Here is a 17,499-nt window from a genome sequence, read left to right as displayed (position 1 = left end):
GTTCGCTCGCTTTGCTCGTTCACTGAGCGGTCTCGGATTCGGTGCGGACCGCGGCGTCGTTCGGGGTGTCGGCGAAGACAGCCCCGCCGAGGAGCAGGTACAGCACGGCCATGCGGACGGACACGCCGTTGGCGACCTGCTCGACCACGGTGCAGCGCGGCGAGTCGGCGACCTCGGCGGTGATCTCCATGCCGCGGACCATCGGGCCGGGGTGCATGACGATCGCGTGCTCGGGCAGCTGGGTCATCCGCGCGCCGTTCATGCCGTAGCGGCGGCTGTACTCCCGCTCGGTCGGGAAGAACGCGGCGTTCATGCGCTCGCGTTGCACCCGGAGCATCATCAGCGCGTCCGTCTTGGGGAGCACGCTCTCCAGGTCGTAGCTGATCTCGCAGGGCCAGTTCTCGATGCCGATCGGCAGGAGCGTCGGCGGCGCGACGAAGGTGACCTGGGCGCCGAGGGTGGTCAGCAGGTGGACGTTGGAGCGGGCGACGCGGCTGTGCAGGACGTCGCCGACGATGGTCACCCGGCGCCCCGCGAGGTCCTTGCCCGAGCCCGGGTTGAGGTGGCGGCGCATGGTGAAGGCGTCGAGCAGCGCCTGGGTCGGGTGCTCGTGGGTGCCGTCACCGGCGTTGATGACGCTGCCGTGCAGCCAGTCGGACTGCGCCAGACGGGCCGGCGCGCCGGAGGCGTGGTGGCGGATGACGACCGCGTCGGCGCCCATGGCCTGCAGGGTCAGCGCGGTGTCCTTGAGGCTCTCGCCCTTGGAGACGGACGAGCCCTTGGCGGAGAAGTTGATGACGTCCGCGGAGAGCCGCTTCTCGGCGACCTCGAAGGAGGTCTTGGTGCGGGTCGAGTCCTCGAAGAAGAGGTTGACGACGGTCCGGCCGCGCAGCGTGGGCAGCTTCTTCACGGCCCGCCCGGAGAGCTGGGCCAGCTCCTCGGCGGTGTCCAGGATCAGCAGCGCGTCGTCGCGGGTGAGATCGGCGGCGGAGACGAGGTGGCGCATCACGCGGCTACTCCGGGAGGTGCGGTTCGGTCAGGGCCTGCGAAGAGCGCTGCTTGTGGTCGCGGTCGCCGACCAGGACGGCGTCCACGCCGTCGGTGTCGGCGAGGCGCACCTGCACGGCCTCGCGCAGCGAGGTGGGCAGGTTCTTGCCCACGTAGTCGGCGCGGATCGGCAGCTCGCGGTGGCCGCGGTCGACCAGGACGGCCAGCTGGACGGCGCGCGGGCGGCCGATGTCGCCGAGCGCGTCGAGCGCGGCGCGGATGGTGCGGCCGGAGAAGAGCACGTCGTCGACGAGGATCACGAGCTTGCCGTCGATGCCGCCGGCCGGGATCTCGGTGTGCTCCAGGGCGCGGGCGGGCTTGAGCCGCAGGTCGTCCCGGTACATCGTGATGTCCAGGGTGCCGAGCGGGATCTCGCGGCCGGTGATCTGGGCCAGCCGGTCGCGCAGGCGGCGGGCGAGGTGGACTCCGCGGGTGTGGATGCCGAGCAGCACGACGTCCTCCGCGCCCTTGGCGCGCTCGACGATCTCGTGCGCTATCCGGGTGACGACCCGGGCGATGTCCGCGCCGTCCAGCACCTGGTGCGGTGCTCGGGGTGACGGATCCTGGTGTGTGGTCATGCCGAAGCGGACCTCCTTCCCCGCCTCACTGGACGGGCCTTAAAGGATGTCTGGGATGGCCCCCGCCGACCGGGCGCGGGCTTCGGGCAATCCTATCAGCGCGCGAGCGGGCAAACGGACCTGCACCATTCCGCTTCACCGGGTTAACGCGCCCGACGCACCCCGGACGCAGGCCATTCGCACGGCTGCCCCATTCGGCTTGACGCAACACCTTACTCTACGTAACCTCACAGTGAGTTACGAGACGGACGTCGAACCCACCGGTAACGGCGTCGGCAATCGCCCGTGACCCACCACTGAACGCGAAGCAATCTCGTCCGGGGAGACCAATGTCCAGCGACTACGCGAAGCAACTCGGAGGCAAGCTCCGAGCGATCCGCACTCAGCAGGGGCTCTCCCTGCACGGTGTCGAGGAGAAGTCCCAGGGGCGCTGGAAGGCAGTCGTCGTCGGCTCGTACGAGCGCGGCGACCGTGCGGTCACCGTGCAGCGGCTGGCCGAGCTGGCCGAGTTCTACGGCGTCCCGGTGCAGGAGCTGCTGCCGGGCGGCACCCCGGGCGGCGCGGCCGAGCCGCCGCCGCGCCTGGTGCTCGACCTGGAGAGACTGACCCAGGTCCCGTCCGAGAAGGCCGGCCCGCTGCAGCGCTACGCGGCCACCATCCAGAGCCAGCGCGGCGACTACAACGGCAAGGTGCTGTCGATCCGCCAGGACGACCTGCGCACCCTGGCCGTCATCTACGACCAGTCCCCGTCGATCCTCACCGAGCAGCTGATCTCGTGGGGCGTGCTCAACCCCGACGCCCGCCGCGCGGTGCGCGAGGAGGAGACGAGCTGACGCTCCCCGCACCGGCTCCCGCCAGCGGAATCGAGCAATGGCAAGCAGAAACGTCACGGCGCGGCGCCCCGGAACCCGGGGGTCGCGCCGTGGTGTTTTCGCAGCCGCGAACACTCCCGGCGCCTCCCCCGGCGCCCTCCCACGGTCTCAGCAGACCGTGCCCAGGCTGTACCCGGGCTGCGCCGCCACCCCGTCCAGCCGCACCGGCCGGGCCGCCGGGGCCCAGTCCGACCCGTCGCTCGACCAGGCCCACGCGGCCGGCCGGAAGCACTCGTCGGCGGCTCCGCAGGCCGCCGCCGACCCCTGCGAGCCGTGCAGCACGGCCACGCCCGGCAGCTCCAGGGCCAGCCCGGCGCACAGCACCGCGCAGACCAGCTCCAGGTCCTCGTCGTTGATCCGCACCACGCCGTCCTCCCACTGGAGGACGCGCGCCGCGGCGCTCAGCCTCCCGCCCGGCGCGTCCACCCGCACCCGCAGCTCGTACACCCCGGCGCCCGCGCCGACCAGCATCCGGCGCAGCACCTCGCAAGCGCGCTGGTGGGCGGCGCGCACCCAGCGGCCGTGGTCCTCGTCCGCCTCGCCGGTGGCGCCGTACAGCCCGCCGTCGAGGATCAGGTCGGCGTGGCTGAGCGTCAGCCCGTTCTCCCGGGCGCGGACCAGGCGCGGCACGAAGTCCCCGGCGAGCTCCTCGCCCTGGTAGGCGAGCAGCTGGGTCTGCAGCGCGGGGTTGACCAGGTAGCGGTCGCGGGCGGCCGGCTCGGCCGGGTCCAGCCCGTGCAGGACGCAGAACTCGGCGAAGTCCTGCGGGTGGAACATCCGCGCCCGGACGGTGTCGAAGCGCCGCAGCGCCTCGGCGAGCAGGTCGGCGGTGTCGGCCAGGTACCGCTCGTAGTCGGGGGCGTCGGTCACCCGCCAGGCGCGGGCCCGCTCGAAGTCGGCGGCGCTGGTCAGCACGCCGATGACGAAGGCCTGGTCGGCACCCTCCCCGGCACTGCGCTGGTGCGGGGCACGGGTGTTCGGGCGGAAGCCGCCGGCGGTGCAGTCGGAGATGCGGCGTCGCGCGCGGCCTTTTCGACTCACGGGGGTGGCTCCTGGCTCAGTAGGGTCACGATCGGCGGCGGCGGGGGCCGCCGCTGAACGTGTTACTCCCCAGTCCCGAGCGCCGCACACGTACGGCGTGTCACAGGAATGTAACCACCGGTAATGCGCCGGTTCTCACGCCGGGCGCGGCACCCGGGCGAGCTGGCGGGACTGCGCGACCAGCCGGCCGGACTCGTCCCACACCTCGGCGTCCTCCTCGAAGTAGCCGCCGGCCAGGTTGCGGGTGGCGTGGGTGACGCGCAGCCACCCGGGCACCGGCCTGGCCCGCAGGTGGACGGTCAGTTCGACGGTCGGCGCCCAGCCCGGCATCCCCAGGTCGAAGGTGACCGGCGGCAGCGCGTCGGCGACCAGCAGGAGCAGCAGCGGGTCGGGCTCGCGGCCGTCGGCGAGCCGGAACCAGCCCTGGATCCGCCCGGTGCCGGAGGGCTGTCCGAGCGCCCAGCCGATCGTGGCCGGGTCGAGCCGCAGGTCGAAGCGCTCCAACAGGGCGGCCTGGGCGATGAGTTCCCTGGGCGCGTGTTCGACGCCGACACACTGGTCCGGCGGCGGCAGCTGCGGCGGCTGCGCGCTGGTGCGCACCTCGCCGACGGCGGCCGAGAGGTCCCCGTGGCTGGCGACGACCCGCAGCCGCTCGACGCCGTCCTGGCTGAGCGAGGCGGTGCCGGTGGACAGGCCGCGGCCGGAGCGCAGCACCTCGGTGCGGACGGTGGCCGGTCCCGGCACCGACGCGGACAGGTAGTAACCGCTGATCGACACCGGATCGGGGTGGTCGCCGTGCTCCAGCGACAGCGCGTGTCCGGCGACGGCGAGCAGCAGCCCGCCGTTGACACCTCCGCCGATCTGCCAGCCCGCGCCGAGCTCGCCGTCGTAGCGGCCGGGCTCCTCGGGGTGCCTGGTCAGCGCGATGCCCTGGTCGAACTCGCTGCGGGTCGCCGTGGTCATGGGGGTGGCCTGCCCTTCACTGCGGACGTGCGGGGGGATTCCTGAGGCGCTCGAACGGTAAGTTACCGGCGAGTAGGATCCCAACATACGCCACCCGGGTGAAACGCGCGACGGCCGCCGGACCCTCGTGCGGGTCCGGCGGCCGTTCGGGGGCGGAGCCCCTCCGTGCCTAGCGGCGGATGCTCGGCTTCAGCTCCAGGAAGCGGGCGAGCAGACCGTTGACGAAGGACGGGGAGTCGTCCGTGGAGAACTCCTTGGCGATCTCGACGGCCTCGTCCAGGACGACGGCGTCCGGGACGCCGTCCTCCCAGATCAGCTCGTAGGCGCCGAGCCGCAGGACGTTGCGGTCCACGATCGGCATCCGGTCGAGCGTCCAGCCCACCGCGTACTGGGAGATCAGGTCGTCGATCCGGCGGGCGTGCCGGACGTAGCCCTCGATGAGCTCCATCGTGTACTCGGCGACCTGGGGGGTGCCCTCGTCGGGCTTGGGCTCGCGGGCGCGGGCCACCCAGTCGGCGAGGACCTGCTGCGGGTCGACCCCGCGGTGGTCGGCCTCGAAGAGGATCTGGAAGGCCCGGGTGCGGGCCTTGGTGCGTGCGGCCGACACGGACTTACTTCACCCGGCCGAGGTAGCTGCCGTCGCGGGTGTCGACCTTGACCTTCTCGCCGGTGACGACGAAGAGCGGCACCTGGATCTCGGCACCGGTCTCCAGGGTGGCCGGCTTGGTGCCACCGGTGGAGCGGTCGCCCTGGACGCCCGGCTCGGTGTGCGAGATGACCAGCTCGACGGCGGCCGGCAGCTCGATGTACAGGACGGCGCCGTCGTTGGTGGCGACCAGGGCCTCGAAGCCCTCCAGCAGGTACTTGGCGGCGTCGCCGACGACGGCCGGCTCGACGGTCAGCTGGTCGTAGGTGTCCATGTCCATGAACACGAAGTTCTCGCCGTCCTTGTACGAGAACTGCATGCCGCGCTTGTCGACGTTGGCGGTCTCGACCTTGGTGCCGGCGTTGAAGGTCTTGTCGACGACCTTGCCCGTCAGGACCTCCTTGAGCTTCGTCCGCACGAAGGCCGGGCCCTTGCCGGGCTTGACGTGCTGGAACTCGACGACGGACCAGAGCTTGCCGCCCTCCAGCTTGAGGACCATGCCGTTCTTGAGATCGTTCGTGGAAGCCACGGGCGCACTTACTCCTGGATATAGCTGTCAAGGAACCAAGGGTCGCGTCCTGCCGCCGGCGGCCCGGGGCCGCCGTCACAGGGCGAGGAGCTCCTTGGTGGTGATGGTGAGCAGCTCGGGCCCGCCCTCTTCGAGGGGGCGCACGACGAGCGTGTCCTCGATCCGGACCCCGCCCTTGCCCGGGATGTGTACCCCCGGACCGACGGTGACCGGTACGCGGCTGTCCAGTTTACCCATGTCCGCCGGGCCCAGGCGCGGCGCCTCCCGCATCTCCAGCCCGATGCCGTGGCCCACCGGGTGCGGGGAGGCCTCGGCGTGGCCGGCCGCGTCCAGGATCTGCCGCGCGGCCCGGTCGGGTACGCACTGCTCCACGCCCGGTCCGAGCGCCTCCCGCCCGGCCCGCTGCGCCCGGAACACCAGCCGGTGCAGCTCCACCTGCCAGGGCGCGGGGGCGGCGCCGATCACGAAGGTCCGGGCGGTCGACACGCCGTACCCGCGGTACTGCGCGCCGAGCACCACGGTCAGGAAGTCGCCCTCCTCGACCCGGCGGTCGGTCGGCTGGTGGGCGGGCTGGCCGGAGTGGCCGCCGGTGCCGACCGAGACCGGGAAGGCCGCCCGGTCGGCCCCGTGGTCGATCATCCGGCGCTCCAGCTCCATCGCCAGGTGCCGCTCGGTGCGGCCGACCAGGATCGACTCCAGCAGCTCGCCGAGCGCCTGGTCGGCGATCTCGGCGGCGATCCGCAGGTCGGCGATCTCGTGCTCGTCCTTGATCACCCGCAGCCGTTCGACGACCTGCCCCAGCTCGGCCAGCCGGACCCCCTCGGCCAGGCTCGCGACCGCGCGGTGGCGCAGGACGGTGAGGTCGTGCTCCTCGACCGCCATGGCCTGCACCCGCAGCCGGGAGGCCTCGGCCGCGGCGGCCAGTGCGGTGTCCGCCCCGGCCGGCACCGGCAGCTGGGTGACGTCGGCGGCGATCAGGTGCTCCCCGGTGTCGTCCGGCGGCAGGTCGTCCGGCAGCGTCAGCAGCGCCCGGTCCCTGGTCAGCAGCAGGGTCGCGCCGCAGGGGGCGCAGCCGGTCAGGTACCGCACGTTGGCCGGCCGGGTGATCAGCGCCGCATCGGCCCCGGCCGCACTGCAGTGCTCCCGCAGCCGCTCCCGCCGACCCGCGTACGCATCAGACATGCGTCGAGCCTACGAACCCCGCCCCCGATCCGCCTGCCGAGCACCCTCCCCGGGGGCGCGGCCGCGGTCTTCCGCGCCCCCGTCCGGCGCCGTCACCCCCCTTCCGGACCGATGAGCCCCCTCCGGTAGGCGGGCACGAGGTTCTGCGGGACGAGCAGTTCCCGCCCGTTCACCGTGATCGGGACGAGCTTCGGCGCACTCGCCTTCCACTGGGCCCGGCGGTGCCGCGTGTTGCTACGGGACGTCTTGCGCTTGGGCACGGCCATCGGGGTCTCCTATCGGGTGGCGTACGGGATCAGGGCCATCTCACGGGCGTTCTTGATCGCCCGGCCCGTCGCCTGCTGCTGGACGGTCAGCCGGGTGATGCGCCGGCTGCGGATCCTGCCGCGGTCAAAGATGAACGTCCGCAGCAGATCGGTGTCCTTGTGGGTCGACGTACTCGATACCCGCCGTCACCAGAGGGTTGGGCTTGGCCTTCGGCGAGTTGAGTCGTTCACGCACAGTGATGATCCTCCGGTTCTCAGGCAACGGGGTCGAGCAGGCCGTGGAAGGCATCGGGCAGGGCCTTCCGGCCGGACTCCGGGAATGGGCGGGACGGAGGTCACGTTACACCAGATGAAAATGACATCCGTTTCGGTGTACGGTCCCAATCCGGCCCCGAACCCCCCGCACCACCGACCTCCGGGAGGACCCCATGGCCCGCAGCGAACTGCGCCCCGTCATCAAGCTCCGCTCCACCGCCGGCACCGGCTACACGTACGTGACCCGCAAGAACCGCCGGAACGACCCGGACCGGATGGTGCTGCGCAAGTTCGACCCGGTCGCGCGCGAGCACGTCGACTTCCGCGAAGAGCGCTGAACCCCCGCCGAGGAGGCACCCCCGTGAAGCCCGGAATCCACCCCGCCTACCGGCCCGTCGTCTTCCGCGACTGAGCCGGCTGCCGGAGGCTCGCCCGAGAACGCGCGAAGGCGCCTCCCCAGGCCGGGGAGGCGCCTTCGCGGCGGGCGTGCTCAGGAGCGCTCGGCGCCCCAGCGCTTCTCGACCCCGGCCAGCTTCCAGTACGCGATCGCCGCGGCCCAGACCACGACGAACAGCCCGGCGATCGCGTAGCCGACGTTGTCGAGCGAGACGTCCGAGATCCAGCCGGTGACCGGGTCGGTCAGGCCCAGCTTCTCGTGCAGCACGCCGACCAGCTCGATCGTGCCGATGACGAACGCCACCGCGATCGACAGCCCGGTGATCGTCAGGTTGTAGTACACCTTGCGCACCGGATTGGAGAACGCCCACTGGTACGCGAAGTTCATGAACGTCCCGTCCAGCGTGTCGAACAGACTCATCCCCGCCGCGAACAGCAGCGGCAGGCAGGCGATCGCGTACCAGGGCAGCCCGGCCGCCGCGCCCGAGCCGGCCATCACCATCAGGGTCACCTCGGTCGCGGTGTCGAAGCCGAGGCCGAGCACCATGCCCACCGGGAACATCTGGCCGGGCCGGGTGATCGACTTGGTCGCCCGGTTCAGCAACCGCGCCATGAAGCCGCGCGAGTTCAGGTGCTGCTCGAGCTCCGCCTCGTCGTACTGCCCGGCGCGCATCGCCCGGAACACCTTCAGGATGCCGAGCAGCGCCGCCAGGTTGAGCGCGCCGATCAGGTAGAGGAACACGCCGGAGGTGGTGGTGCCGATCATGCCGAGCCACTTGTGAGTGGTCGACTCGTCGTCCATCAGCGTGTTCGCCAGCTGCGCGCCGCCCGCGACCAGGGCGGCCATGACGACCACCATCGACGAGTGCCCGAGGGCGAACCAGAAGCCCACCGAGACCGGCCGCTTGCCGTCCGCCATCAGCTTGCGGGTGGTGTTGTCGATCACCGCGATGTGGTCGGCGTCGAACGCGTGCCGCATGCCCAGCGTGTACGCCGTGATGCCGAGGCCCACCCCGAAGACCTGGGTACCGACGGCGTAGTTGTGGGGCGCCACGAGGAAGACGAGGGTCCCGAACGCCACCACGTGCATGGCCAGGATCACCCCCATCAGCCCGGCGGTGCGGACGGTGTCCTCTCTCCTCCACCGGAAGGTGGGCAGCACGGCGGGCGCGGCCTCGGGGGCGGCGGTTTCGGGCAGGGTCATCTTCGGATCACGCTCCAGCACCTCGTGGAAAGACGTTCGTGAGATGCCGTGGCCGGTCTCCTGGCTGACGGGGCTCCCGTACCCGCCTTCCCAGGCGCGCGAAGCGCCCAGTGGCGTCTGGGTACGGGCGGACTCCCCCGATCACAGTGGCGAGGGCCGCTCCGGACTGGGACCCCTGAGGGTCCGTCACCGGTCTTCCCGAGCACCACGGCGGGGAACACCGTAGGGGTCCCGGCCCGACCCTTGCAAGGCTGCGCACCTACGCAGGTGTCCAGGATCACAGGTCGTGAGCTGCCAGAATGTCCGCATGCATCTCGTACCGGCCGACCGCGCGGGCCACCGCACCATCGACGGACACCGGGTCTGCGAGGCCATCGCCGCGATCGGCGACGCCGCGCACGTCCGCTCGTGGTCCGAGCGGTTCTCCCTGCTCGCCGACCCCGGCCGGCTCGCGATCCTGCTCGCCCTGCACCGCGCCGGACCGCTCGCCGTCACCGACCTCGCCGTCGCCACCGGCATGCGCGACCCGGCCGTCTCGCAGGCCCTGCGGCTGCTGCGGACGGCCGGCGTGGTCACCGGGGACAAGGAAGGACGCGTCGTGCGCTACCGGCTCGTCGACGAGAGCATGCGCCCCCTCCTCGACGAGTGCGCCGCCGCCGACCACGAGGAGCCCACCGCCGCGGCGGGCTGAGCGGCACCTTCGAATCACCCCGGAGGACGGACCCGGTGAGTACGATCATGGCGTGCCGACCCACCCCCACGCCTGGCCCGCCGACCGCTGGAACACCCGGCCGGTCAGGGCGCGCGTACTGGCGGTCGCCCGCACCCTCACCTCCGCCACCCGGGTCCTCGACGTCCTCACCCTCCTGAACCGCGACGGCATCGAGCGCTACGCCACCGTCAACCCCGGCTCCGCGTTCGCCGACGGCCTCGACGACTACCTGCGCGGCCTCCCCGGCATCACCCTGCTGGACTGGGAGGACGCCGTCCGGCGCCGCTTCGACCTGGCCGTCGCCTGCGCCGTCCACTCCTCGATGCACCGCCTCGACGCCCCGCTCGTCGTCCTCCCGCACGGCGCCGGCTACAACCGCCTGGTGACCGAGTCCACCGGCGACACCGTCAGCGCAGCCGGCCTGTCCCGCAACGAACTCACCCACCACGGCCGGGTCTTCGTCGACGTCCTCGGCCTCTCCCACCCCGAACAGCTCGACCGGCTGCGGGTCTCCTGCCCCGAGGCGCTGGACGTCGCCCAGGTCGTCGGCGACCCGTGCTTCGACCGCATGCTCCGCAGCCGGCGCCTGCGCGACGCCTACCGGGCCGCCCTCGGCGCCGTCGACGGCCGACGGCTCGTCGTCGTCAACTCCACCTGGAGCGGGCACTCGTTATTCGGCCGCCGCCCCGACCTGCCCCGACGCCTCCTGCGCCGCCTCCCCGCCGACGAGTACGCGGTCGCCGTCGTCCTCCACCCCAACATCTGGAACCGGCACGACCCCGAGACCCTGCTCGACGACGCGCGGCGGATGGGCCTGCGCCTCGTCCCGCCCCACCAGGGCTGGCAGGCCGCCCTCGTCGCCGCCGACTGCCTGATCGGCGACCACGGCTCGGTGTCCGTCTACGGCGCCGCCCTGGAACGCCCCACCCTGCTCGTCGCCACCGGCGCCGCCGAACTCGACCCGCGTTCCCCCAGCCACGCCTTCGGCCAGGCCGCCGCCGCGCTCGACCCCGACGGCGACCTCGCCGCCCAGGTCGAACAGGCCCTGCAGAAGCAGGACCCGACCGCCCTGCGCCCGATCACCGACCTCTCCCTCGCCCACCGCGGCCGCTCCGCCGAGGTGCTCCGCCCGCTGCTCTACTCCTTCCTGGACGGGCTGGACGAGCCGGACGACGAACCGCTCCTGCCGCCCTACCCCAAGCCCGTCCCCCGCCCCGGCACCCCCGAGGGCCCCACCGCCTACGACGTCGAGGCCGCCGGTGAGGGCACCGAGGTCAGCCTGCGGCGCTACCCCGTCGACCCCGGCGACCACACCCCGCGCGGCTTCCACGCCCTCACCGACGAACACCCCGGCGACGCCCTGCGCTACACCGCCGAGGTCCTCGCCCGGACCGAGCCGCGCGCCGAACTCCCCGCCGGACGCTGGCTGGCCGACACCGCCGCCGGACTCCCCGGCCTCGCCGTCGCGGTGGCCGCCCTCGGCCCGGCCCGCCACCTCGTCCGGCTGCGCACCGGCCTCCTGCTGGAAGCCCGCGCCGAACCGGCCTGGGGCGACACCGACCCCCGCCTCGACCCGCTGCTCCTCGGCTCCGCCGTGGCCCACTGGCTGGCCGCCGGCGGCGCCCCGGACGGCCTGCCCGCACACGGACTGACCATCCGCACCGGCGAACACCGCACCCGGGTCACCTTCACGACCGGGCCCTAACGCCCTTGGAGGTCCCGCAGCCGTTCCCGGCTGCGCTCCGCGAGCGCCTCGTCCCCCTGTTCCTGCGCCAACTCGACCAGCAGCGTGTGCGCCTGCGCCTCCTTGGCGAACTGGCTCAGCGCCTCCGCCCGACGCGCGCAGTCGGCGGCGTCCGCGACCGCGAGGTCCAGCCGCCCCAGCGCACGGTGGGCGCGGGCGCGCACCAGCGGCAGCTTCATCAGCATGTCGGTGTCCCCGGTTTCGACGGCCCTCGCACGGGCCCCGTCGAGGACGGTCAGCGCCTCCTGCGCCCGGCCGTCGGCGATCAGCGCCTGCGCGACGTTGTAGCCCTGGACGATCTCGCCGTGTGCGTCGCCCCGGTTCGCCTCCAGGGCCAGGGCGAACCGCTCCGCCGCCCGTGCCGGGCGCCCGTCGGCCAGGCACAGCAAGCCGTCCGTCTCGTACAGCACGCCCGCCAGCCGCCGGTCGGTCACCAGCGGCACCTGCTCCGCGGCGAGCGCCAACTGCTCGGCCGCGAGCGGGAACTCCCGCCGCTCGTAGTGGGCGCGGGCGAGTTGGTTGCGCATCCGGACGACGGCGTCCGGCTGGTTGTCCCACTGCGCCGACTCGACGCCGAGCCGGTGGGTGGCGATCAGGTCCTCGTAGTCCTTGCGGCCGTGGTAGAGCGGCCACAGCGACTCGCAGAGCCGCCACACCTCGCCGTGCCACCCCTGCCCGGCCGCCGCCTCCACCACCGCGCGCAGGTCGGCCCGTTCGGCCTGGAACCACTCCAGGGCCGCCGCGTACGATCCGAAGCCCGGCAGGTCGTCGCCGCTCGGCTCCTGCACCCGCAACCGCGACCCCATCGCCCGGTCCGCCACCGACGCCCGGCCCCGGAAGTAGGCGACGACCCGGGCCAGGAGCTCGTCCCGGCCGGGCAGTTCGCGCGCGCAGGCGTAGGCGTGCGTCCGGACGACGTCGTGGGCCTGGAAGAGCTCCTCCGGGCCGTCGTCGACCACGACGTCCAGCAGGTGCACGGCGCACAGTTCGTCCAGGGCCTCCACCGCGTCCTCGACGCCCGTCGCCGCGGCCAGCTCGGCCGACACGAAGGGGCCGGGGTGCACGCCGATCAGGCGGTAGAGCGCCCGGGCGGGCGCCGAGAGCCGCTCGTGGACCGGGTCGTAGATCCGGCGGAGGTTCCCCTCGTCATTGTCCATGATGGCCAACTTGCCTTCCCGGTCTGCTAGTTCGGCAACAACCTGGCCCACCGAGAGCCGGCTGCGGCCCAGCAGCTGACTCCCGACCGCGTTGAGGGTGAGCGGCAGCCCTCCGCACCGCTCCACGAGTGCCGCCACCTCGCCGTCGGTGCCGCGCCCGGCGCTCAGCCAGCCGCGCACCAGGGCGGCGGCGGCCGCCTCGTTCAGCCGGTCCAGCCGCAGCACCTCGGCGCCGTCCATGCGCAGCGCGTCCAGGCTCCGCCGGCCCGCCGCCACCAGCAGTCCGCTCGCCGGCAGCAGGGCGCGCACCTCGGCGGCGTGCTCGACGTTGTCGAGGAAGACCAGGCAGCGCTGCCCGGCGGTGGCCGTCCGGAACTCCCCGAACCGCTCCGCCTCCACGTCCGGCACCCGCACCCCGAGGGCCCGCAGGAATCCCTCCAGCACCCCGGCGAGGTCCACCGCGGCCCCGTGCCGGTAGGCCTTGAGATCGGCGTACAGGACGCCGCCCGGGAAGTGCGCCGCCTGCTCGGTGGCGAACTTCGCCACCAGCTCGGTCTTGCCGACGCCGGGCAGGCCGGTGAAGACCACGATCGCCGGACCGTCCCGGCCGACCCGCCCCAGCGCGCCCGTGAGCGCGGCGAGTTCGCGCTCGCGGTTGACGAAGGTCCGGCGGGGCGGCCGCACCTGATGCGGGGTCCGGCGCTGCGGCTCCAGGTGGACCGTGACGTTCCGCCCCTGGATCACGTTCCCGTGCACCGTGCCCGAAACCCTGTTGGACACCTCGAAGCCGTCCACCCGTCCGCTCCCTCCGCCGGCCGGGGCCCAGCCTACGGCGTAGCGGTCCCCGCCACCTGAATCCGGCTCAGGCCGCCTGGCAGGTCGGGCACCAGAACAGGTTGCGCGCCGCGTGCGACTCCGTCCGCACGTCCGTGCCGCAGACCAGGCAGGGCATCGCGGCGCGGCGGTAGACGTAGACCTCGCCGCCGTGGTCGTCCACGCGCGGCGGGCGGCCCATCGCCTCGGGGGTGTGCTCGGGGCGGACGGTGTCGATGCGGCCGGCGCCGACGCCCTCGCGCATCAGCCCGACGAGGTCCGCCCAGAGCGCGTCCCACTCGGCCCGGGTGAGGTCCCGACCGGCCCGGTGCGGGGCGATGCCGTGCCGGAAGAGCACCTCGGCGCGGTAGACGTTGCCCACGCCGGCCAGCACCTTCTGGTCCATCAGCAGGGCCGCGACCGTCGTCCGGCTGGCCGATATCCGGCGCCAGGCGGCGTCCGGGTCGGCGTCGGCACGCAGCGGGTCCGGACCGAGGCGCGCGGCGACGGCGGCCTTCTCGGCGCCGGTGACGAGCGCACAGGTGTTGGGGCCGCGCAGGTCGGCGTGCGCGTCGTCGTTCTCCAGGCGCAGCCGGATCAGGCCGACGGGCTCCGGGGCGGGGCCGGTGCCGAAGGCGAAGCCGCCGTAGAGGCCGAGGTGGACGTGGACCCACGCGCCCTCCTCGAAGCCGAGGAAGAGGTGCTTGCCGATGGCCTCCGCCCCGACCAGCACCTGCCCGTCGATCAGTTCGGCGTCGGCGGCGAAGCGGCCCTGCGGGCTGGACACCCGGACCGGGCGGCCGCCGAAGGCCTCGGTGTTCGCGGCCGCGAGGCGGTGGATGATGTGGCCTTCCGGCACGGGCTCGGCTCCCCAGGGACGGATCAACTCGACCCGTCCATCATCGCAGCCGCCCCCGACATCCCCACGATCCCGCAGGTCGGCGGCCCGGCCGGGGCGACGGGCTCAGCGGACCGGCATCCCCATGAGCCGGGCCAGGATCACCCGGTCCAGTTCGGCGGCCGTCGCGGCGACGTCCAGGTGGGAGTTGTCGATGATCGGCAGCCCGGAGTTGTACCAGCCGGCCATCCGCCCGTGGATGCGGGCGACCTCCTCGTCGCCCAGCCGCCGGTTGCCGCTGCGCCGGGCGTTGCGGCCGAGCACCGAGTCGAGGCTGGGCAGCAGCACGACGGGCAGCATGCCGGGGCCGATGTGCCGCTTCCAGCCGCCGAGGCCGATGGCCGGGCGGTCGGGGAAGACGGCGTCGTCGATGATGCAGGAGATGCCGTTGGCGAGGTAGTTGCGGCAGGCGAAGCCGCAGGTGCGACGGGCCAGCCGGTACTGGGCCTCGGAGGCGTTGTTCCAGCCGGACTGCGGATTGGCGAAGCCGGACTGCACCCACTCCCGGACGTCGTCCAGGCTGATGTGCGCCGTCGGGGTGTGCCGCCGCTCGGCCCAGTAGCGGGCGACGGTGGTCTTGCCGGCGCCGGCGGGCCCGATCAGCAGGACGGCGATCGGCCCGGCGGGCGCGTGCCGCTGCGACGGGTGGGCCGGGAGCTGGACGGGCGCGCCGGAGGGCAGGACGAAGTGCCCGGTGGCCCCGGCCGGCATCGGCGCGGTGGGCGCGGGAGCAACGGGAGCGGGCGCGGGAGCAACGGGAGCGGGTGCGGGAGCCGGAGCGGCGGGCACCGGCGCGGGCGGAACCGGCGGCGGCACGCGCCCGCCGAAGGGCACCGGGCCCGGGGACGAACCGGCCGTCACGGCCGTGGTGGCCGACCGGACCGGCGGAGCTACAGGACGAGGGGGCACCTGTCCACCCCCGGCGTACTGCGTCACGGTCACCTCCCGACTTCTCCCAGCGGGGACACTACACGGCGGCCCGGCGACGGGCACAGTCCGCCGCCGGGCCGCCGTCCGTCCGTCAGCGCGTGGCGAGCTGCTCCGCCAGGGCGCGCAGGGCGAGTTCGTACGAGCCGAGCCCGAACCCGGCGATGGTGCCGGAGGCGACGGCGGCGATGACCGAGGTGTGCCGGAAGGTCTCACGCGCGTACGGATTGGAGATGTGCACCTCGATCAGCGGCGCGGTGCGCTGCGCGGCCGCGTCCCGCATGGCGTACGAGTAGTGCGTGAACGCGCCCGGGTTGATCACCACGGGCACCTGGCCGTCGGCCGCCTCGTGCAGCCACTCGACCATCTGCTGCTCGGAGTTGGTCTCGTGCACCTCGACCTCGAAGCCGAACTCCGCGCCGAGCGCCGTGCAGCGCTCGACCAGCCCGGCGTACGAGGTGGCGCCGTAGACGTCCGGCTCGCGGCTGCCGAGGCGCCCGAGGTTGGGGCCGTTGAGCACCATGACCCTGGTCACGCCGAGACCTCCGCGTAGGCGGCGACGAGCAGGGACGGGTCGGGGCCCTCCAGGACGGAGGTCTTGCCGAGGCCGTCCAGGACGATGAAGCGGATGAGGTCGCCGCGCGACTTCTTGTCGATCTTCATGGCGTCCAGCAGCTTCGGCCAGGCGTCGGCCCGGTAGGTCAGCGGCAGGCCGACCGACGCCAGCACGGCGCGGTGCCGGTCGGCCGTCTCGTCGTCCAGCCGCCCGGCCAGGCGGCCGAGTTCGGCGGCGTAGACCATGCCGATGGAGATCGCGGCGCCGTGCCGCCACTTGTAGCGCTCGTTGCGCTCGATGGCGTGGCCGAGGGTGTGGCCGTAGTTGAGGATCTCGCGCCGACCGGACTCCTTGAGGTCGCCGGAGACCACGTCGGCCTTGACCTGGATGGCGCGCCGGATCAGCTCGACGGTGTGCGGGCCGGCCGGCGTCCTGGCGCCCTCCGGGTCGGCCTCGATCAGGTCGAGGATCGCCGGGTCGGCGATGAAGCCGCACTTGATGACCTCGGCGAGGCCGGAGACGTAGTCGTGCTTGGGCACGGTCTCCAGCGTGCCGAGGTCGGCCAGCACGCCCACCGGCGGGTGGAAGGCGCCGACCATGTTCTTGCCCTCGGCGATGTTGATGCCGGTCTTGCCGCCGACGGCCGCGTCGACCATGCCGAGCAGCGTGGTCGGCATCGAGACCCAGCGCACGCCGCGCAGCCAGGTCGCGGCGACGAATCCGGCCAGGTCGGTGGTGGCGCCGCCGCCGAGGCCGACGACGACGTCGCTGCGGGTGAACCCGGTCTGCCCGAGCACGGACCAGCAGTACGCGGCCACCTCGGCGCTCTTGGCCTCCTCGGCGTTGGGCACCTGGAGCGCGATCGCCTCGTAGCCCTCGGCGGCCAGGTCCTCGCGGATGGCGTCGGCGGTGGCGGCCAGCGCCTCGGGGTGGATGAGCGCGACCCGCTTGGCCCGGCCGCCGATCAGCGGCGCCAGCTCGCCGAGCAGCTGGTGCCCGATCAGCACGTCGTACGGGTCGTGGCCGGCGCTGCCGCCGACGTGAATCCTGACGGTGTCAGTCATGGGTGGTCTTCAGCTCCAGTGCTTCCAGTACGGCGTCCGCGACCTGCTCGGGGGTGCGGCCTGCGGTGTCGACGACGGCGGTGGCCACCTCGAGGTAGAGGGGGCGGCGGGCGTCCATCAGCTCGCGCCAGCGGGCTCGCGGGTTGACGGCCAGCAGCGGCCGCGGGGCGTCCAGCCCGACCCGCTTGACGGCGTCGCCCAGCGGGACCTCCAGGAACACCACGGGCAGCTCGCGCAGCAGCGCGCGGGTGGCCTCGGCCATGACCGCGCCGCCGCCGAGCGCGAGCACGCCGTCGTGGCCCTCGGCGGCCGCGCGCACCGCGCGGACCTCCAGCTCGCGGAAGTGCGGCTCGCCCTCGTCGATGAAGATCTCGGGGATCGGCTTGTCGGCCAGCGCCTCGATGTCGGCGTCGGTGTCGCGGAATCCGACGCCCAGGCGCTCGGCCAGGGTCCGGCCGACCGTGGACTTGCCACTGCCGGGCGGGCCGACCAGCACAACCACGGGCTGGCTCATCGGATGATCAGGTGGTCGAGGTAGCTCTGCACGTTGCGGCGCGTCTCGGAGACGTGGTCGCCGCCGAACTTCTCGTTGACCGCGTCGGCCAGCACCAGCGCCACCATCGCCTCGGCGACGATGCCCGCGGCGGGC

General features: G+C 73.2%; 19 protein-coding genes, 2 pseudogenes and 1 riboswitch. Of the genes and pseudogenes, 4 read left to right on the top strand and 17 right to left on the bottom strand.

Features of this window, described 5'->3' with window-relative positions; all coding sequences use genetic code 11:
* Positions 1–19 precede the first annotated feature (19 nt).
* Entirely contained in the window at positions 20–1,009 is a 990-nt protein-coding gene (locus tag PUR71_RS30685) for an aspartate carbamoyltransferase catalytic subunit (RefSeq protein WP_329930434.1), read from the bottom strand.
* A 4-nt stretch (positions 1,010–1,013) separates the two neighbouring features.
* On the bottom strand, positions 1,014–1,625 hold the full coding sequence (gene pyrR / locus PUR71_RS30680; RefSeq protein ID WP_329930433.1) for a bifunctional pyr operon transcriptional regulator/uracil phosphoribosyltransferase PyrR: 612 nt from the start codon (positions 1,623–1,625) through the stop codon (positions 1,014–1,016).
* Between the two features lie 329 nt (positions 1,626–1,954).
* Between pyrR and bldD the strand changes: the two genes are divergently transcribed.
* Complete coding sequence (gene bldD / locus PUR71_RS30675; protein WP_329930432.1) at positions 1,955–2,458, top strand: transcriptional regulator BldD; 504 nt, start codon at positions 1,955–1,957, stop codon at positions 2,456–2,458.
* Positions 2,459–2,605: 147 nt separating this feature from the next.
* On the opposite strand, the gene PUR71_RS30670 is transcribed toward bldD, so the two are convergent.
* The 7 genes and pseudogenes from PUR71_RS30670 to rpsR form a co-directional block, all read right to left on the bottom strand.
* A complete protein-coding gene (locus PUR71_RS30670; protein WP_329930431.1) occupies positions 2,606–3,538 on the bottom strand; it encodes a hypothetical protein in 933 nt (310 codons plus the stop codon).
* A 135-nt stretch (positions 3,539–3,673) separates the two neighbouring features.
* Positions 3,674–4,501 (bottom strand): thioesterase family protein, encoded by an 828-nt coding sequence (locus PUR71_RS30665; protein ID WP_329930430.1) that lies wholly within the window; start codon positions 4,499–4,501, stop codon positions 3,674–3,676.
* Between the two features lie 169 nt (positions 4,502–4,670).
* Positions 4,671–5,108 (bottom strand): transcription antitermination factor NusB, encoded by a 438-nt coding sequence (gene nusB / locus PUR71_RS30660; protein WP_329930429.1) that lies wholly within the window; start codon positions 5,106–5,108, stop codon positions 4,671–4,673.
* A 4-nt stretch (positions 5,109–5,112) separates the two neighbouring features.
* Positions 5,113–5,676 carry an elongation factor P gene (efp, locus tag PUR71_RS30655; protein ID WP_329930428.1) on the bottom strand — a complete coding sequence of 188 codons (564 nt, stop codon included), beginning with the start codon at positions 5,674–5,676 and terminating at the stop codon, positions 5,113–5,115.
* A gap of 75 nt (positions 5,677–5,751) precedes the next feature.
* Positions 5,752–6,858 (bottom strand): M24 family metallopeptidase, encoded by a 1,107-nt coding sequence (locus PUR71_RS30650; protein WP_329930427.1) that lies wholly within the window; start codon positions 6,856–6,858, stop codon positions 5,752–5,754.
* Positions 6,859–6,950: 92 nt separating this feature from the next.
* Complete coding sequence (gene rpmF / locus PUR71_RS30645; RefSeq protein WP_329930426.1) at positions 6,951–7,124, bottom strand: 50S ribosomal protein L32; 174 nt, start codon at positions 7,122–7,124, stop codon at positions 6,951–6,953.
* A gap of 9 nt (positions 7,125–7,133) precedes the next feature.
* Positions 7,134–7,386: pseudogene (gene rpsR, locus PUR71_RS30640) on the bottom strand (30S ribosomal protein S18).
* A 166-nt stretch (positions 7,387–7,552) separates the two neighbouring features.
* Here rpsR and rpmG point away from each other — a divergent pair.
* Entirely contained in the window at positions 7,553–7,717 is a 165-nt protein-coding gene (gene rpmG / locus PUR71_RS30635; RefSeq protein WP_329930425.1) for a 50S ribosomal protein L33, read from the top strand.
* Positions 7,718–7,869: 152 nt separating this feature from the next.
* On the opposite strand, the gene PUR71_RS30630 is transcribed toward rpmG, so the two are convergent.
* Entirely contained in the window at positions 7,870–8,979 is a 1,110-nt protein-coding gene (locus PUR71_RS30630; protein ID WP_329930424.1) for a HoxN/HupN/NixA family nickel/cobalt transporter, read from the bottom strand.
* A 33-nt stretch (positions 8,980–9,012) separates the two neighbouring features.
* Positions 9,013–9,204, bottom strand: a riboswitch (cobalamin riboswitch).
* Between the two features lie 82 nt (positions 9,205–9,286).
* Here PUR71_RS30630 and PUR71_RS30625 point away from each other — a divergent pair.
* Positions 9,287–9,670, top strand: a complete 384-nt coding sequence (locus tag PUR71_RS30625) for an ArsR/SmtB family transcription factor (RefSeq protein ID WP_329930423.1) — start codon at positions 9,287–9,289, stop codon at positions 9,668–9,670.
* 52 nt (positions 9,671–9,722) lie between these two features.
* Complete coding sequence (locus PUR71_RS30620; RefSeq protein ID WP_329930422.1) at positions 9,723–11,396, top strand: hypothetical protein; 1,674 nt, start codon at positions 9,723–9,725, stop codon at positions 11,394–11,396.
* On the opposite strand, the gene PUR71_RS30615 is transcribed toward PUR71_RS30620, so the two are convergent.
* The 7 genes and pseudogenes from PUR71_RS30615 to PUR71_RS30585 form a co-directional block, all read right to left on the bottom strand.
* Complete coding sequence (locus PUR71_RS30615; protein WP_329930421.1) at positions 11,393–13,387, bottom strand: AAA family ATPase; 1,995 nt, start codon at positions 13,385–13,387, stop codon at positions 11,393–11,395. The genes PUR71_RS30620 and PUR71_RS30615 overlap by 4 nt on opposite strands.
* Before the next feature lie 67 nt (positions 13,388–13,454).
* On the bottom strand, positions 13,455–14,264 hold the full coding sequence (locus tag PUR71_RS30610; RefSeq protein ID WP_329930420.1) for an Fpg/Nei family DNA glycosylase: 810 nt from the start codon (positions 14,262–14,264) through the stop codon (positions 13,455–13,457).
* A gap of 105 nt (positions 14,265–14,369) precedes the next feature.
* A complete protein-coding gene (locus PUR71_RS30605) occupies positions 14,370–15,239 on the bottom strand; it encodes an AAA family ATPase (RefSeq protein ID WP_443077626.1) in 870 nt (289 codons plus the stop codon).
* A gap of 85 nt (positions 15,240–15,324) precedes the next feature.
* Complete coding sequence (gene aroQ, locus PUR71_RS30600; protein WP_329930443.1) at positions 15,325–15,753, bottom strand: type II 3-dehydroquinate dehydratase; 429 nt, start codon at positions 15,751–15,753, stop codon at positions 15,325–15,327.
* An 8-nt stretch (positions 15,754–15,761) separates the two neighbouring features.
* Complete coding sequence (gene aroB, locus PUR71_RS30595; protein ID WP_329930418.1) at positions 15,762–16,850, bottom strand: 3-dehydroquinate synthase; 1,089 nt, start codon at positions 16,848–16,850, stop codon at positions 15,762–15,764.
* Positions 16,843–17,364: a shikimate kinase gene (locus PUR71_RS30590; RefSeq protein ID WP_329930417.1), complete on the bottom strand. Its 522-nt coding sequence runs from the start codon at positions 17,362–17,364 to the stop codon at positions 16,843–16,845. The genes aroB and PUR71_RS30590 overlap by 8 nt, the downstream gene beginning before the upstream one ends.
* Positions 17,361–17,499, bottom strand: a pseudogene (locus PUR71_RS30585) (chorismate synthase); the annotation flags it as partial. The gene PUR71_RS30590 and the pseudogene PUR71_RS30585, both read right to left, overlap by 4 nt.

The organism is Streptomyces sp. SP17BM10, assembly GCF_036322405.1.
In the GTDB taxonomy this organism is placed as follows: domain Bacteria; phylum Actinomycetota; class Actinomycetes; order Streptomycetales; family Streptomycetaceae; genus Kitasatospora.
Note: the sequence above shows the minus strand (reverse complement) of the source record. Positions and strands in the feature narration are given on the sequence as shown.